The sequence below is a fragment of the Streptomyces smyrnaeus genome (assembly GCF_017676345.1).
In the GTDB taxonomy this organism is placed as follows: Bacteria; Actinomycetota; Actinomycetes; order Streptomycetales; family Streptomycetaceae; genus Streptomyces; species Streptomyces smyrnaeus.
In genome coordinates this window covers 59,693-75,176 of the sequence record NZ_JAFFZM010000024.1, presented here as the reverse complement: position 1 = coordinate 75,176, position 15,484 = coordinate 59,693, and the positions used below count along the sequence as shown (strand labels likewise).

The following is a 15,484-nucleotide window of genomic DNA, read 5'->3' as shown; positions in this document are numbered from 1 at the left end:
GTGGGCGCCGGATGGTGCGTACTCATACGGCGGCCACCTCCTTGGGTTCGCCGTCGCCGTCGTCCTGCGCCGTGTCCAGGCCCGCGACGACACTCAGCAGGCGGGCGTCGTCGACGACGCCGATGGTGCGGCCGTTCTCCACCACGCGGCAGCTCTCACCGCTGCGGGCCACGGTCTCGATGGCGTCGGCGACCAGGGTGTCGGGGGCCAGCGCCGCGCCGGTCTCCTGCTCGGTGGCCTCGGCCTTGCGCATGGCGCGGCGCACCGAGATGACCTGCTCGCGGGGGACGTCGCGGACGAAGTCCCGTACGTAGTCGTCGGCCGGGTTGGCGACGATCTCCTCGGGGGTGCCCAGCTGGACGACCTCGCCGTCGCGCATCAGCGCGATGCGGTCGCCCAGGCGCAGCGCCTCGGACAGGTCGTGGGTGATGAAGACCATCGTGCGGCCCTCCTCGCGGTGGAGCCGGATGACCTCCTCCTGCATGTCGCGGCGGATCAGCGGGTCCAGGGCGCTGAACGGCTCGTCGAACAGCAGCACCTCGGGGTCGACGGCCAGGGCGCGGGCGAGGCCGACGCGCTGCTGCTGGCCGCCGGACAGCTGCCCGGGGCGGCGGTCGCCCAGGCCCTCCAGACCGACCTTGGCGACCATCTCGGCGGCGCGCTCGCGGCGTTCGGCCTTGGCGACGCCCTGGATCTCCAGACCGTAGGCGACGTTGTCCAGCACGCTGCGGTGCGGCAGCAGGCCGAAGTTCTGGAACACCATGGAGGCACGGTGCCTGCGCAGTCGGCGCAGGGCGTCCTTGCCCATGGAGATGACGTCCTCGCCGTTGAACTCCAGCGTGCCGGCGGTGGGTTCGATCAGCCGGGTCAGACAGCGCACCAGGGTGGACTTGCCGGAGCCGGACAGGCCCATCACGACGAAGACCTCGCCCTTGTGCACATCGAAGGAGACGTCGCGCACGGCGGCGGTGCAGCCGGTCTTCTCGCGCAGCTCGGCCTGCGAGAGCCCGGTGACGCCGGGGTCGCCGGGGACCCGGTCCGCCTTGGGTCCGAAGACCTTCCACAGATTGCGGACGGAGAAGACGGGACCTGTCTGGGCGCCGTGCTCGTCGGCGTTCTTGTTGTCGGCGGTGGCTGTGGCCTCAGCGGTCTCGGACATCACGCAACACCTCCCGGTGCCGTAGTCGCTCGTTTATCGGACGCAGTGGGTCGGATGAGATCGACCGCCTTCTCGCCGACCATCAGCACGCCGATCATCGGGTTGACGGCGGGCATGGTCGGGAAGACGGAGGCGTCCGCGATGCGGATGCCCGACAGGCCGCGCACGCGCAGCCGGGGGTCGACGACGGCGAGCGCATCGTCCTCGGCGCCCATCCGGCAGGTGCCCGCCGGGTGGTAGACGGTGTGCGCCGCCTTGCGCACCAGCTCGCTGATCTCCTCGTCGTCGGTCACCTCGGGCCCGGGGAAGACCTCCCGCTTGAGCCACTTGGCGAACGGTTCGGCCTGGGCGACCTTGCGGGCGAGCTTGATGCCGTCCACCAGGGTCCGGCCGTCGTAGTCGTTCTCGTCCTCGAAGTACTTGAAATCGAGGGCGGGCTTGACCTCGGGGTCCGCCGAGGTCAGATAGACCCGGCCGCGGCTGCGGGACTTGGGGATGTTGGGGGTCATCGACACGCCGTGCTCGGGGCGCTGGTAGCCCAGCCGCTCGGGGTTGTCGGTGAAGGGGATCTGGTAGAAGTGGAACATCAGGTCGGGGCCCTTGTGGTCCGGGTCCCGCTTGACGAACAGGCCCGCGTCGGAGTCCATCGCTGAGTTGTCCGGGATCGGGCCGTTGGTCTCCCACACGATCACCGACTCGGGGTGGTCGATGAGGTTCTCCCCGACGCCCGGCAGATCGTGGACGACGGGGATGCCCAGCGCCTCCAGATCCTCCTTCTTGCCGATGCCCGAGTGCATCAGCAGCCGCGGCGTGTCCACGGCGCCCGCGCACACCAGCACCTCACGGCCGGCGGTCAGCAGCCGCTCCTCGCCGTCCTTGCCGCGTACGTGCACGCCGGTGACGGTCTTGCCGTCGGCGCCGCCCAGCTCCAGCCGGTAGGCCCAGGTCTCCAGCAGGATGTGCAGATTGGGGCGGTCGCCGGCCTCCATGTGGGGGTGCAGATAGGCGACCGAGGCGGAGGAGCGCTTGTTGTTCTCCGGGTGGTAGGACAGGTCGAAGAAGCCGACGCCCTCCTCGAACGGCTGGTCGTTGAAGCCGACCACCTCGGGGATGTCGAGGGCTTCCTTGGCGGCGTCGATCCAGTCCTGCGCGATGGCGTTCTGGTCCTTCTTGGCGACCCGCACGATGTTGTTGCGCAGCTTGCCGAAGTAGGGCTCCATGGCCTCGGCGCCCCAGCCGGTGGCACCGGCCGCCTCCCACTCGTCCCAGTCGGAGGGCAGCGGCTTGAAGGAGATCAGGGTGTTGTGCGACGAGCAGCCGCCGAGCACCTTGGCGCGGCTGTGCAGGATGTGCGAGTTGCCGCGGGGCTGTTCGGTGGTCGTGTACTCGTAGTCGAGCTCACCCCCCAGCAGGCCCAGCCATTTACGGAGGGTGAGCACCTCGGGCCGGTCGACGTCCGAGGGACCGCCTTCGATGAGGGCGACGGTGACGTCCGGGTCCTCGGCGAGCCGTGAGGCGATCACCGAGCCGGCCGTTCCACCTCCGACGATCACGTAGTCATAGCTGGACATAGGGGTACTGCTCCTTGGGGACTTGCGGGGAGAGGACGGGCGGTTGATACGGGTGCGCCCCGGCGGCTCGGAAGGGCGAGCCGCCGTCGCGCTCGTTCGGGTGTGCGGTGTTCGGGTGGAGTGTGGGCCGGTTGCGGTCTCCTCGGCTCGACCGGCTAGCCGGCGAACCAGCGGACCGGCGCGGGGCGCAGGTTCTCGTACACGTGCTTGGTCTCGCGGTACTCGGCCAGACCGTGGGGGCCCAGCTCACGGCCGATGCCGGACTTGCCGAAGCCTCCCCACTCGGCCTGCGGCAGGTAGGGGTGGAAGTCGTTGATCCACACCGTGCCGTGGCGCAGTCGCGCGGCAACCCTGCGCGCGCGGGCGGTGTCGCCGGAGAAGACGGCGCCCGCGAGGCCGTACTCGGTGTCGTTGGCCAGCGTTACAGCTTCGTCCTCGGTGCTGAAGCTCTCTACCGTCAAGATTGGGCCAAAGGTCTCCTCGCGGATGACCCGCATCCCGCGGTGGCAGTTGTCCAGCACGGTCGGCGCGTAGAAGTAGCCGCTCTCGGGCCGCACCTCGGACGGCTTCGGGCGCTCGCCGCCGCAGCGCAGCTCAGCGCCCTCCTCCAGCGCGGAGGCGACATAGGCCTCGGTCTTCTCCAGCTGCTGCTGGGAGACCAGCGGACCGCACTCGACACCCTCCTCGGTGCCGCGGCCGAGCTTGATGCGCTGGGCGCGGGAGACGAGTTCGGCCACGAAGCGGTCCTTGACGGACTCCTCGATGATCAGCCGGGCACCGGCCGAGCACACCTGGCCGCTGTGGATGAACGCGGCGTTCAGGGCCTGGTCGACGGCGGTGTCGAAGCCCTCCTCGGTGGCGCAGGCGTCGGCGAAGACCACATTGGGGTTCTTGCCGCCGAGTTCCAGGGCGACCTTCTTGGCACCGGCGACGGCGGCGGCACCGGCCTTGGTCCCGCTCACCAGACCGCCGGTGAAGGAGAACAGGTCCACGTCCGGGTGCTCGGCCATCCGCTGGCCGACCGGGAGGCCCGCGCCGGTGACGATGTTGGCCACCCCCGCCGGGAGCCCGGCCTCCACCAGCAGCTTGACCAGGTGGACGGTGGACAGCGGGGTGACCTCGCTGGGCTTGATCACGAACGTGTTGCCCGCCGCCAGCGCCGGAGCGACCTTCCAGGACGCCTGGAGGAGCGGGTAGTTCCACGGGGTGATCAGGGCGCACACCCCCACGGGCTCGTGCACGACGACGCTGTGCACATCCGCGCTGCCCGCGTCGACGACCCGGCCGCCGGACTCGTTCATCACCAGATCGGCGAAGTAGCGGAACGCGCCTGTGACGTCGTCCACGTCCACCCGGCCCTCTTCGAGGGTCTTACCGGTGTCCCGGGACTCGATCAGCGCGATCTCCTCCCGGTCCCGCTGGAGGAGGTCGGCGACGCGGCGCAGCAGCGCGGCCCGCTCGGCGGTGGCGGTGTGTGGCCAGGGGCCCTCGTCGAACGCGCGACGCGCCGCGGCGACGGCCGCGTCGGTGTCCGCTGTGTCGCCCTCGGCGACGACGGCGAGCGTGGTGGCGTCCGCGGGGTCCAGCACCTCCCGGGTACCGCCGGCTGCGGCCGTGCGCCACGCGCCGTCAATGTGAATGCTCTCCAGAACGGACACCTTCGGTACTGCCTTCCGTTTCTTACTGCTTTCTCCGGGTCGGGCCCGGTGCCCCGTTGGGGCTTTTCGCCACAGCCCTGGGCAGATGGCAATCGGGAACCCTGCCCCGTTCTCCCGGTCTCATGTCCAAAAACCGTTGACAAGTGGGCTTCATCACTGGCCGAAGTGCGCCACCCCTCGGCGGAACGTACGGTGAGTACGTCTTTGTCCGTATTCGGCAGCTCGGCATGCCGCCACACAGCCACCTGCCGCCCCTTCGCGGATCGGAGCCATCGATGCGAAAGCAGCACCGCACCTCACTGGTCGTAGCCGTATGCGCTGCAGCGACGGCCTCCGGCGGGCTTCTGACCCCGGCCCATGCCACCACCACGGCCACCCAGCGTGACGGGCCGGATATCGCAGAGTTGTCGGGGGAGGAAATAGCGGAAAAAGCAGCCGCCGAGTTGAATTCCGCGGACTCCGTGCGGCTCAGAATGAAGGCGCCCGACCTCCGGCTCGATCTCACCCTCGACGAAAAGGCGAACTGTTCCGGAAAAGTGACTACTCCGGGCAGCGGGTCGGTACGGCTGATCAAGCGCGGCGACACGGTCTGGCTCAAACCCGACGCCGCCTTCTGGAAGGCCCAGCTCGGCCCAAAGCAGGGCGCGGCAGCCGCCGAGAAGTTCCAGGGCCGCTACATCAAGGGCAGCGCCAAGGACGACGACCTCGGCGGCAAGGGCCTGGCGACCGCCTGCGACCTGGACGCCTTCCGCGCCGCCTCCGGGGTCCGCGACACCCCTGGACCACGCTGGAAACGGGGCCGCGAGAGCAGCGTGGACGGCCACCGCTCCGTCCCCGTCACCCGCGCCCAGGACAAGGCCCGCGTCACCATGCACGTCTCCACCGAGGGCAAGCCCTACCCGCTGCGGCTGGAGCGCAAGGCGGGCAGCAAGCACGACCGGATCGACCTCGGCCGCTTCAACCGGCCCGTCTCCCGCTCCACCCCGCCCAAGGACCGCACGGTCACCGTGGACCAGCTCCGCCGCCACCTCGGCGACTCGGGGCAGGGCGAGCCGCCGTCGGAGTCGGTGTAACGCCGTCGGAGTCGGTGTAATCGGTGTAGCCGGACACCTCACCGGTCCGCGGCCGCGGATCGCGCGGGGCTCAGCTCCCGCGCGATCTCCCGTACACAGTGGCGCAGCCAGCTGTGCGCCGGATCCTTCTCGTAGCGGGGATGCCACGCCTGCGCGATGGGCATGTCCGGCAGCTCCAGCGGGATCTCGAAGGAGACCAGCCCGAGCCGCGCCACATGGGCCGCGCCCAGCCGCAGCCCGGTGCGGCCCACCAGATCGGTCTGCGCCACCACCATCAACGCGCTGGTCAGCGTCGGCACCGAGGCGACCACCCGGCGCCGCAGCCCCCGCCCGGCCAGCAAGTCGTCGATCGGACCGTGCAGCCTGCCCCGGCGGGAGGCGGTCACATGGTCGGCGGCAGCGAACCGCTCCGGGGTGATCTCCCCCTCCAGCAGCGGATGCCCCCGGCGGACGACGCCGACATTGGTGTCGGTGAACACCTGCTCGACCCGGGTCTCCGGCGCCGGAGCGCTCACCACACCCAGCTCCAGATCGGCGCTGCCCTCGCGGAGCGCCGTGGACTCCCCCGGCCCCTCCGGGATCAGCCGCAAGGAGACGCCGGGCGCCTGGACCCGCACCCGCTCCAGCAGCCGCATCCCGATGACGGTCAGCAGCGTGTCGTCGGCGAGCAGCGTGAACGTGCGCTCCAGTGCGGCCGGGTCGAACGCGCCGTCCGCGCCCGCCCCCGGGGTGAACACGGCCTCGGCGCGCTCCACGATCTCCCGCACCTCCCCGGCCAGCTCCACAGCGCGGGGCGTGGGCACCATGTGCCGCCCCGCCCGCACCAGCACCGGATCGTCCAGCGCCCGCCGGATCCGGGTCAGCGTCCGGCTCATGGCGGGCGTAGACAGATGCAGGCGCTGCGCGGCGCCGGTGACGCTGCCCTCGGTGAGCAGCGCGTCGAGGGCGACGAGCAGATTCAGATCCAGCGACGACGAGGTGGTGGGGGGCGTGGCGATCGGCGTGGTGGGCGGTGTGGCGGATGGCGGAGTGGACTGCGCTGTTGATTGCATGCAGGACAACTTTCCCTTGCAGAGGTTGCAATTGAAGTAACCCGGGTGGGCTGCCTACCGTACTGGCACCGGGCGCGGCCCAGCGCCGACGGCCGACGGCCGCCGATCGACGGCCGACGGCGCGAAAGCGCTCGTGGGCGCTCGCGGGCATTCGCGAGTGCCGGCGCTCCCCAGCCCGCATCCTCTTCGCTTCTCCTGTCCGCTTCCTCCTGCTCGGGGTACACCCATGCCTGATTCCGCCCTGCTTCCCGACAGCGCCCAGCCCTCCGGCACCCCCCGGCCCGCTGCCCGGCCCACCGCCCGCACGCCGCGCCACAGCACCGTGCTCGGGCTGATGTCGGCGTGCGTCATGCTCGCCGTCGCGCTGGTCGCCGCCGTGAACCTGGCGCTGCCCGCACTACGCGCCGACGCCATGCACCCCTCCCCGGCCCAACTGCTGTGGATCGTCGACTCCTACGTCCTCGTCTTCGCCGGACTGCTCATCCCCGCCGGAGCGCTGGGCGACCGACGCGGCCCCAAAGGCGCCCTGCTCACCGGACTCGCCGTCTTCGCCGCGGGCTGCCTGCTCGCCGCGCTCGCACCGCACGTGGCCGTCCTGATCGCCGCCCGCGCACTCTCCGGCGCAGGCGCGGCACTGGTGATGCCCGCGACGCTCTCGCTCGCCGTCCGCACCGCGCCACCCGAGCGCCGGGCCCACGCCGTCGCCGTCTGGACAGGCGCGACCGGCGCCGCCGGCCTGCTGGGCAACCTCGGCGGCGGCCTCGTACTCCAATATCTGCCCTGGCAGGGACTGTTCTGGGTCGCCGCCCCCACCGCACTGCTCCTTCTCGGGCTGACCGCCCGCCTGGCCCCGCGTACCGCCGGAGCGCCCGCGGGGCCGACGGACCCGGTGGGCACCGCGCTGCTGGTACTCGGCTCACTCGCCCTGCTCACCGCCCTCATCGAGGGACCCGGCCACGGCTGGGGCTCCCCGCTGGTGCTGGGATGCTTCGCGCTGGCCGCCCTGCTGCTGGGCGCCTTCCTCGGACACGGACTGCGTGCGGCACGCCCGCTGGTGGACCCACGGCTCTTCCGGGCCCGCCCGCTGCGGGCAGGCGTACTGGGTGTGACCGCCACCTTCTTCGGGCTCTTCGCGCTGTTCTTCGTCAACGCGCAGTATCTGCAGTACGCCAAGGGCTACTCCCCCGCCGTCGCCGGGCTCGCCATCGGGCCCGTCGCCCTCGGGATGCTGGTGTTCTCCCGCCTCAGCCCCCGGCTCTCCCGCCGCTTCGGAACCCGCCCGATGGTGGCGACCGGACTGGCCTGCCTCTCGGCCGGACTCGGCCTGCTCTCCCTGATCGACGGCCGAACGCCCTATCTGCCCTACGCCGCCGTCCTGCTGGTGATGGCCGTCGGCATGGGGCTGTCGATGCCGCCGCTGTCCATGGCCGTCCTCGGCTCGCTGCCCGCCGACCGCGCGGGCCTCGGCTCCGGACTCAACGGCGCGGCCCGGGAGTTCGGCAGCGCCCTGGGCGTCGCCGCGATGGGCACGGTGATGGCCTCCCACACCGGCGGGGTCACGGACGGGATGGCCGCCGGGTTCCGGGTCGCGGCAGCCGTGCTCGCGGTACTCGGCACGGTGACGGTGATATGGCTGCGCCCCACCTCCGACGCCGGGACCGGGGCCGGGGCCGGCGACTGAGGAACCGGGGCGATCACCGACCGGATGGTCGCCCCGCTCCCCCGGCCCTCAGCTGCCTTCGCCCTCCATGGAAGACCCGTCAGCGACGCTCGACCCGGCAAGCTCAGCACAACCCCGTACAGCCCCGCACAGCTCATTTCAGCTCTGGGCCTGCAGGAGGCAGTCCCCGGCCGCGGTGCGGTAGTAGAGGACCGAGCGCCCGGCCCGGCGACGCCGGACCAGCCGCGCGTCATGCAGCACCCGCAGATGACGGCCCACCGAACCCAGTCCCTGACCGGTCAGCGCGACAAGCTGACTGGTGCTCTTCGGGGAGTCGAGCAGCACCAGAACCATGGCCCGCGCCCGTCCGAGCAGGACTTCCAACGCCTCCGGCACGGGCGTCCCCTCGGCGTCGGCGAGCGCACCGGAGCAGGGATACACCACGGCATAGCGCGGCCGGACCCGCACGGGAGGACGTGCGCATCCCCCCTGGGGCAGCTCCAGGGACGCCTCCCAGGACACCCACCCCCTGCGGGGCGTCACCGGCACGAACATCAGCCGCACCCCGGACAGTTCACGCGGCGGGAGGTTCCGCGTGTTGATCTGCAGCCTGTTCCCGCCGAGCCAGCGCATTCCCGGCCGCATGTCGTCGAGCGCCGCCGCCCAACCGCCCCGGCTCAGTTGCGCGGTGCGGGCCACCACATCGGCCTCGATGATCCGGCGCCGCCGCGACCAGTACGGCAGTACCGTCTCGCGCCACACCCACTCCAGGGTGTCCGCCGTGCGCTGCGGCAGGTCGTCACGGCGCAGCGGAGCGGGCAGCGGGCCCTTGATGCCCAGCGACACCAGCAGGTCGGCCCGGGCCACATCCGGTGGGGTCTCCCGGATGCGTGCCACCTCCTGTTCGAACGACGCGACGGGGCGGCTCCCGTCGGGGTCGGGTGTCGGGGTGAGGAAGTCCGCGTTCCAGGTGGGGCCGAGGGCGGCGCGTATCAACTGCCCGGTGACGGGATCCGCCGACTGCCTGGCGAGGTAGGCAGGCCGATGGGTGTCGAGCCAGGCCCGCTCGCCGGGGTGGGCGGCGCTCCCCTGCTCCAGCACCTTGAGGCCGGCGATCACCTCGGCGAGCGGTGACACCACAAATCTGCCGCCCGCCAATGTGTCGGCGTTGACCTGCCACCACCCCACTGCTCGCTCCCCCTGTCGACCTGCGCCGCTCCCACCGCCCGGCCAGAGCCTGCCGATACCCCCGCGCCCGCCGCTGGGCCGCGCCGACGCCCACGTTTCGCTCTCCTGCGAAACAATAACCAGCTTCCCGGTTCCGCCCGAGACTCCCGGCCATGCGCACCTATCGCGAGCTCTTCCGGGCGCCCGAGTTCACTCCTCTCTTCCTCGTCAGCACCTGCCAGGTGGCTGGGCAGACGGTGAGCGGGCTGGCATTGGGCACGCTCATCTATGCCGCTACCGGCTCCCCCTTGCTGTCCTCCCTCGCCATGTTCGGCCCCTCGCTGGCTCAGCTCATCGGGGCGACGACGCTGCTGTCGGCTGCCGACCGGTTGCGGCCGCGTGCAGCGATGACGGCACTGCCCCTGGCGTTCGCACTCGGTACCGCCGTGCAGGCCGTGCCAGGGCTGCCCGTCGCGGCGTCTTTCTCCGTGCTGTTGGTCCTCGGTCTGCTGGCCTCGCTGGGCGGTGGAGTCCGTTATGGGCTCCTCAACGAGATCCTCGCCAAGGACGGTTACCTCCTCGGTCGCTCAGTGCTGAACATGTCCAACGGCGTCATGCAGATCTGCGGCTACGCACTCGGCGGTGTGCTTGTCGCCGTCCTCTCCCCGCGCGGCACCCTGCTGGCCGGAGCCGCGCTGTATCTGACGGGGGCGGTGGTTGCCCGGCTCGGCCTGGGCCAACGCCCGCCCCGTGCCACGGGCCGGCCCTCCGTGGCCCGGACCTGGCGGACCAACTCCCTGCTGTGGTCGTCGCCTTCCCGACGCATTGTCTATCTGGGGCTGTGGGTGCCCAACGGATTGGTGGTCGGCTGCGAGTCCCTCTTCGTGCCGTACGCCCCGCGGGAGGCCGGCCTGCTCTTCGCCTGCGGAGCGCTGGGCATGCTGGCCGGGGACACCGCCGTGGGCCGTTTCGTGCCCCCTCACTGGCGGAAGCTGCTGGCTGTACCGATGCTTGTGCTGCTGGCTTCCCCCTATCTGCTCTTCGCGCTGCGTCCGTCACTGCCGCCGGCGGCGGTACTGGTGGCGGTGGCGTCCGTGGGCTTCGGCGCCAGTCTGCTGCTCCAGGAGAGGTTGATGGAGCTGACGCCCGAAGAGCTCAGTGGTCATGCGCTCGGCCTGCATGCGTCCGGCATGCTGGCCATGCAGGGGGTGGGCGCCGCGCTCGCGGGCGCTGTTGCGGAAGAGACCTCGCCTGCCACCGCCATGGCGGTGATGGCCGTTCTCTCCCTGGCGGTGACCGCCGGCCTCGCGCCGGGCCTGCGCCCCGGGAGGCGGCGGGACCTCGGAACCGGAGAACGCCGTGGCCGTCTGCTCAGGTCAGCTCGCCGCCGAGGCCCGAGCGGCCGGCCGGAATCCCCACCAGCCGCACCATCACCCGTTCCCGCACGCTCTCCCCGAGAACAGCGACGACGGCGTCGGTGATCGCGGATATCAGCCGGGCGGGTGCTCCGACGAAGTCGGGATGATGGAAGAGCCCCTCCCGGGAACGCAGCGTGACGAGGGGCGACGGCTCTTCGGTCACCTTCCCGCCGACGCCCCACCTCCCTGCGGGGACACCGAAGAGTTCGACGCCGACCAGCTTCCGGAACGACTCGGGATACACGGTCAGTGCCGCGTCCGTCAGTTTTTCGATCAACTGCCCACTGATGGGCGATTCCTCCCCACCCAGGGCTTCCTCATGAATCTGCACCTCGAAGTGCGGCATGGCAACCACCCAATCGGCAAGGTGAACAGCCGGATCGCTAATATCGCGAGACGGATTCACCTTTGACGGCAAAGCATCTTTGAACACAAAGCTAATGGGAGGCCCGCCGCCATGTCAATGGACGGTCACAGAGAGAGACGGGAGTCAGAGAAGGGGCAGGTGGGGGAAGAGGAACAGCAGGGAAGCAAGGTGCGACCGGGGGAACTGGCAGAGGACGACGCCGTACGCGACCTCCTGCTGCTCATGCCGCGCATCGTCGGCCGGGTCAAACGCATCCCCGTACCCGAGGAGTTGCAGTCCCTCGCGCTGGCCCCGCGCCACCTTTCCCTGCTCTCATACCTCCTCTTCGACGGCCCGATGACCGTCAACGATCTGGCCACCCGGCTGGAGGTCGCCCCCACCACGGTCAGCCTGCTGGTGGGGGAGCTGAGCCGGAAGGGCGTGCTGGAGCGGCACGAGGACGAGAACGACCGCCGCCGCCGCATCGTGAGCATCACCGAGGCCCACCGCCCCACCATCTCGCGGTGGCTGGCCCGCGGCGCCGGAGCCTGGCGGCAGGTGCTGACCGAGCTCTCCCCTGCCGAGCGTGCCCTGATCGTCGCGACTCTGCGCGCGTACGAGGACGTGATGGCCGAGGAGGACGGCGGCGACCACGACTGACGCGCCCGGCACCTGCCACCTCCCGCCAGGAGCTCCCCGGAAGACCCCGAGCGGAAAGCCCCAGCGGAGAGCCGCAGCGGAGAGCCGCAGCGGAAAGTCCGGGCAAAAGCCCGAGGACCCGTACGGATCAGTGGATCCGCACGGGCCCTCGGTGCGTGCGACAGTCGAGCGGCGCGGCTCAGCAGTGGCAGTGGAGCTGCGCGGCAGTCGAGCGGCGCGGCAGCTGAAGCGGCCGACTCAGACCAGGCCGAGGCCGCGGACCGCGTCCCGCTCGTCGGTCAGCTCCTTGACGGAGGCGTCGATACGGGTGCGGGAGAACTCGTTGATCTCCAGGCCCTGCACGATCTCGTACTTGCCGTCCTTCGTGGTCACCGGGAAGGAGGAGATGATGCCCTCCGGCACCCCGTAGGAGCCGTCCGAGGGGATGCCCATGGAGGTCCAGTCGCCCTCGGGGGTGCCGTTGACCCAGGTGTGGACGTGGTCGATGGCGGCGTTCGCCGCGGAGGCCGCCGAGGAGGCGCCGCGCGCCTCGATGATGGCCGCGCCGCGCTTGGCGACGGTCGGAATGAACTCGTCGGCCAGCCACTGCTCGTCGTTGACGACCTGTGCGGCGTTCTTGCCGGCGACCTCGGCGTGGAAGATGTCCGGGTACTGGGTGGCGGAGTGGTTGCCCCAGATCGTCAGCTTCTTGATGTCGGCGACGGAGGAGCCGGTCTTCTTCGCGAGCTGGGTGAGCGCGCGGTTGTGGTCGAGGCGGGTCATCGCGGTGAACCGCTCGGCCGGCACGTCCGGCGCCGCCGACCGGGCGATCAGCGCGTTGGTGTTGGCCGGGTTGCCGACGACGAGGACCTTGATGTCGTCAGCGGCGTTGTCGTTGATGGCCTTGCCCTGCGGCTTGAAGATGCCGCCGTTGGCCTCCAGCAGGTCGCCGCGCTCCATGCCCTTGGTGCGGGGCCGGGCGCCGACGAGAAGCGCCACGTTGGCACCGTCGAAGGCGACGTTCGGGTCGTCGGTGATGTCGATGCCCTGGAGCAGCGGGAACGCGCAGTCGTCCAGCTCCATGGCGGTGCCCTCGGCGGCCTTCAGGGCGGGGGTGATCTCCAGCAGACGCAGCCTGACCGGCACGTCGGCGCCCAGCAGCTGGCCGGAGGCGATACGGAACAGCAGCGCGTAGCCGATCTGGCCTGCGGCGCCGGTGACGGTGACGTTGACGGGGCTGACGGGAGTGCGGGTCATGGCGTTCTCCGTAGTACCTGACGTGGCTGGCGGGTGGCCGGAAGTCTCTCTACGTCAAGAGACCCATCGGCCAGGCTATCCGACCCCGCGCCCGCCTCACCCCCGGGTCCGTTCACCGTGCCTTCTCTCCGGGAACGGTGCAGCCCTTGCCGCCCGCCGCCAGCGTCGCACAGGCGCGCGCCTCGTCCTGCGATCCCACGGAGACCATCTTGGTGTACGTCTCGTTCTTCGCCACCTTGCCGCTCTCCGCCTGTCCGCCCGGGCCGGTGATCCGCAGCGAGTCGCCGGCCCGGGCGCTGGTGATCCGGCCCCAGGACGCCTTGCAGACCTTGCTGTAGCGGACCTCGACGAAGGTGGTGCCGACCCATGCGGAGCTGCTGGTGCCCGCGTGCTCGCCACCGCAGCCCATGGCTTCCGGGTCCTTGCCCGAGCACTCCTTGCCCGAGCACTTCACGCCCGCGGGAAGCTGCGGGGTCTCCTTGGTGGGGCTGGGCTTCGGGTCGGCGGCCTTCTCCTCGCCGCCTCCGCCGACGTCGAAGAAGAGCACAGCGCCTGCCGCGACGACGAGAACGGCCACGAGGGACGCCAACAGCACGGTGACCTTGCGCCGACCGCCCGAACCCTTCGTCGTAGGGCCGCCGTCGGCGCCGCCGGGAGCCGGTGTTGCCGATGGTGCGGGGACGCCGTGCGGGACCGCGCCGCCGCTCCCGCCTCCTTGCCCGGCGCTGTGCCCTGCGCCCTGACCGGTCCGTCGGTCGGTGCCGGCTTCTGCGTCGGGGTTGCCGTGGGCGTCGATGTCGGCGTGGACGTCGGCGGCATGGTCGGAAGCGGCCGGACTGCCGAGTCCGGGGGCGGGCGTGCCCCACACGGTGGAATCGGACTGATGGCGCCTCTCGCGCGCGCTCGCGCTGTTGCCCGCCGCGCGGATGGCGTCCTTGCGCAGGATGGCCGTCCCCAGGTCCCCGTCCTCCGGGACGCCTTGTTCCGGTGTGATCCGCTGCGGGGGTGTTCCCTGCCGCGCGGACGCCTCCTGCTGGGGCGATGTTCCTTGCTGCGGGACGCGGGTGCTGCCGCCGGACCCGGGCGTGCCGCTGCCGGAACCGGGCGTGCCGCTGCCGAGCGCTCCACCTTCGGGTGCACCGGATGTTCCAGGTGCGCCGGGTGCCCCGGATGCGTCGGGTACCTCGGGGGCCTCGCTGTCCGGTGCGCTCTTGTTCTTGCGCCGCCTGCGCCCCTTTTCGCGCTCCTGGGAAGGCTCCTCGTTCAGCGCGGCCCTCGCCTGGGCGATCCGGATGGCCTCCAAAGTGGTGTCGTGCCGCATCTCGCTGCGGCTCCACGCCCGTTCGGCCAGCTCCCACATGGTGCCCAGATGCCGCACATCGGTTCCGGTCACCTCGGCGAGCGCCTGCGTGGCGCCGCGCGGCGGCAACAGACGGCCGTTCAGATACCGCTCCCAGGACGACTTGCTGTAGCCGGTCCGGTCAGCGATGGTGGCGACGCTCAGCCCGCTGCGGTCGACGAGCCGCCGCAGCTGGCTCGCGAACTCCCGGATCTGCGGGTCCAGATCCTCCGGTAGCGACCTCCAACGAGGCATTGCCTCCCCCTTGTCCGCGAATGCGCTGTCAGTGTTCCTCTCCCCCGTGTCACGCCACGGCCCCGGGTGCTCGTCCGCGCAAACGCTCCCTAGTCTGCCAGCCCATCCGGACACCAACCGTTACGTCCCCCCAGCGGCTGCCCGTTGTTCGCCCGCCGTCCGCCCGACACCTCCCGACACCTCCCGCACAGAAGTACCCGCCCTCCTGAAGGAAGGCGGGCCCCTGTCACATTCGCGGCACTGTTGCGACGGTGCGACAGCAGCGCCCAACGGGTGCTGGAGCGCAGGTCAGCGCACTGTGAAGTGCACGATGGTGTCGAGAATCGGCACCGTGAGCCATGGGTCGGGCTGCGCCATCATGGCCAACAGCACGATGACGAGGCCCAGTACGCCATAGGTGATCATGTCGGTGAAGCGTGAGCGCACGGCCAGCATGCCGACCGAGGGCTTCCACCAGCGCAGCACGGCACCGCCCAGCAGCGACAGTCCGATGATGAGCGTGCCGGCACGGAACTGGATGACCGTCACCAGCAGTCCGACCAGCACCCCGGCGCAGACCGCCAGCAGCGGCCACTGCCGGTACGGTGCCGGGTGGTGCCCCCCTATCGCGCGTCCCCCGCCCTCGGGGCGCGCGGTGTCCCGGGTCAGGACCGGAAAACGCCGTGACGCCTTGCGCGCCGGGGCGGCCTCCTGCGCACTGCTCATCCCGGAATCTCCTTCCGCTTCACCGCCTCCGGCGCCACCGGGAGCGGTATCCACGGCACCGTCGGCGGTACCGTCTCCGCCAGCGGCTCCAGCACCGACTGCTGCACCTTCGCGGGCACCGTCCGCGTCGCCGCCCCGGTTCCTGTCGCGGTCCCGGCCCTCGCTGCCGCGGTCCGTGCCGGTCC

The 15,484-nt window shown here is 71.0% G+C and carries 14 protein-coding genes; 4 read left to right on the top strand and 10 right to left on the bottom strand.

What is annotated here, in order from left to right; translation table 11 throughout:
- Nucleotides 1–22 precede the first annotated feature (22 nt).
- The 3 genes from JW613_RS30125 to JW613_RS30115 form a co-directional block, all read right to left on the bottom strand.
- Entirely contained in the window at nt 23–1,159 is a 1,137-nt protein-coding gene (locus JW613_RS30125) for a quaternary amine ABC transporter ATP-binding protein (protein WP_209214047.1), read from the bottom strand.
- Complete coding sequence (locus JW613_RS30120) at nt 1,159–2,730, bottom strand: GMC family oxidoreductase (RefSeq protein WP_209214046.1); 1,572 nt, start codon at nt 2,728–2,730, stop codon at nt 1,159–1,161. The genes JW613_RS30125 and JW613_RS30120 overlap by 1 nt, the downstream gene beginning before the upstream one ends.
- 155 nt (nt 2,731–2,885) lie before the next feature.
- Nucleotides 2,886–4,388, bottom strand: coding sequence for an aldehyde dehydrogenase family protein (locus JW613_RS30115; protein ID WP_209214045.1), 1,503 nt, complete (start codon nt 4,386–4,388; stop codon nt 2,886–2,888).
- Between the two features lie 275 nt (nt 4,389–4,663).
- Here JW613_RS30115 and JW613_RS30110 point away from each other — a divergent pair, with 275 nt between their 5' ends.
- Entirely contained in the window at nt 4,664–5,461 is a 798-nt protein-coding gene (locus tag JW613_RS30110; protein ID WP_209214044.1) for a hypothetical protein, read from the top strand.
- A gap of 38 nt (nt 5,462–5,499) precedes the next feature.
- On the opposite strand, the gene JW613_RS30105 is transcribed toward JW613_RS30110, so the two are convergent.
- Entirely contained in the window at nt 5,500–6,513 is a 1,014-nt protein-coding gene (locus JW613_RS30105; protein WP_209214043.1) for a LysR family transcriptional regulator, read from the bottom strand.
- Between the two features lie 226 nt (nt 6,514–6,739).
- Between JW613_RS30105 and JW613_RS30100 the strand changes: the two genes are divergently transcribed.
- The gene (locus tag JW613_RS30100; protein ID WP_209214042.1) at nt 6,740–8,194 is read left to right on the top strand and encodes an MFS transporter; all 1,455 of its coding nucleotides are present in this window, start codon (nt 6,740–6,742) and stop codon (nt 8,192–8,194) included.
- A 138-nt stretch (nt 8,195–8,332) separates the two neighbouring features.
- On the opposite strand, the gene JW613_RS30095 is transcribed toward JW613_RS30100, so the two are convergent.
- Nucleotides 8,333–9,361 carry an ArsR family transcriptional regulator gene (locus JW613_RS30095; RefSeq protein ID WP_209214041.1) on the bottom strand — a complete coding sequence of 343 codons (1,029 nt, stop codon included), beginning with the start codon at nt 9,359–9,361 and terminating at the stop codon, nt 8,333–8,335.
- A 152-nt stretch (nt 9,362–9,513) separates the two neighbouring features.
- On the opposite strand from JW613_RS30095, the gene JW613_RS30090 reads away from it, so the two are divergent.
- The gene (locus tag JW613_RS30090; protein WP_209214040.1) at nt 9,514–10,821 is read left to right on the top strand and encodes an MFS transporter; all 1,308 of its coding nucleotides are present in this window, start codon (nt 9,514–9,516) and stop codon (nt 10,819–10,821) included.
- On the opposite strand, the gene JW613_RS30085 is transcribed toward JW613_RS30090, so the two are convergent.
- Complete coding sequence (locus JW613_RS30085) at nt 10,712–11,191, bottom strand: tautomerase family protein (RefSeq protein ID WP_307866099.1); 480 nt, start codon at nt 11,189–11,191, stop codon at nt 10,712–10,714. The genes JW613_RS30090 and JW613_RS30085 overlap by 110 nt on opposite strands.
- Nucleotides 11,192–11,347: 156 nt before the next feature.
- On the opposite strand from JW613_RS30085, the gene JW613_RS30080 reads away from it, so the two are divergent.
- On the top strand, nt 11,348–11,764 hold the full coding sequence (locus JW613_RS30080; RefSeq protein WP_209214064.1) for a MarR family winged helix-turn-helix transcriptional regulator: 417 nt from the start codon (nt 11,348–11,350) through the stop codon (nt 11,762–11,764).
- 237 nt (nt 11,765–12,001) lie between these two features.
- Here the strand turns inward: JW613_RS30080 and JW613_RS30075 are convergent, their stop codons facing one another.
- The 4 genes from JW613_RS30075 to JW613_RS36485 form a co-directional block, all read right to left on the bottom strand.
- On the bottom strand, nt 12,002–13,000 hold the full coding sequence (locus JW613_RS30075; RefSeq protein ID WP_209214039.1) for a malate dehydrogenase: 999 nt from the start codon (nt 12,998–13,000) through the stop codon (nt 12,002–12,004).
- Between the two features lie 112 nt (nt 13,001–13,112).
- A complete protein-coding gene (locus tag JW613_RS30070) occupies nt 13,113–14,594 on the bottom strand; it encodes an XRE family transcriptional regulator (RefSeq protein ID WP_209214038.1) in 1,482 nt (493 codons plus the stop codon).
- Nucleotides 14,595–14,882: 288 nt separating this feature from the next.
- Nucleotides 14,883–15,299, bottom strand: a complete 417-nt coding sequence (locus JW613_RS30065; protein WP_209214037.1) for a DUF3017 domain-containing protein — start codon at nt 15,297–15,299, stop codon at nt 14,883–14,885.
- Entirely contained in the window at nt 15,296–15,418 is a 123-nt protein-coding gene (locus JW613_RS36485) for a hypothetical protein (RefSeq protein ID WP_280635247.1), read from the bottom strand. The genes JW613_RS30065 and JW613_RS36485 overlap by 4 nt, the downstream gene beginning before the upstream one ends.
- Nucleotides 15,419–15,484: the final 66 nt, after the last annotated feature.

Coding starts and splice junctions, on each gene's coding strand:
- JW613_RS30125 (WP_209214047.1), bottom strand. CDS start 1,159: ATGTCCGAGACCGCTGAGGCCACAGCCACCGCCGACAACAAGAACGCC.
- JW613_RS30110 (WP_209214044.1), top strand. CDS start 4,664: ATGCGAAAGCAGCACCGCACCTCACTGGTCGTAGCCGTATGCGCTGCA.
- JW613_RS30105 (WP_209214043.1), bottom strand. CDS start 6,513: ATGCAATCAACAGCGCAGTCCACTCCGCCATCCGCCACACCGCCCACC.
- JW613_RS30065 (WP_209214037.1), bottom strand. CDS start 15,299: ATGAGCAGTGCGCAGGAGGCCGCCCCGGCGCGCAAGGCGTCACGGCGT.
- JW613_RS30075 (WP_209214039.1), bottom strand. CDS start 13,000: ATGACCCGCACTCCCGTCAGCCCCGTCAACGTCACCGTCACCGGCGCC.
- JW613_RS30080 (WP_209214064.1), top strand. CDS start 11,348: ATGCCGCGCATCGTCGGCCGGGTCAAACGCATCCCCGTACCCGAGGAG.
- JW613_RS30120 (WP_209214046.1), bottom strand. CDS start 2,730: ATGTCCAGCTATGACTACGTGATCGTCGGAGGTGGAACGGCCGGCTCG.
- JW613_RS30100 (WP_209214042.1), top strand. CDS start 6,740: ATGCCTGATTCCGCCCTGCTTCCCGACAGCGCCCAGCCCTCCGGCACC.
- JW613_RS30070 (WP_209214038.1), bottom strand. CDS start 14,594: ATGCCTCGTTGGAGGTCGCTACCGGAGGATCTGGACCCGCAGATCCGG.
- JW613_RS30090 (WP_209214040.1), top strand. CDS start 9,514: ATGCGCACCTATCGCGAGCTCTTCCGGGCGCCCGAGTTCACTCCTCTC.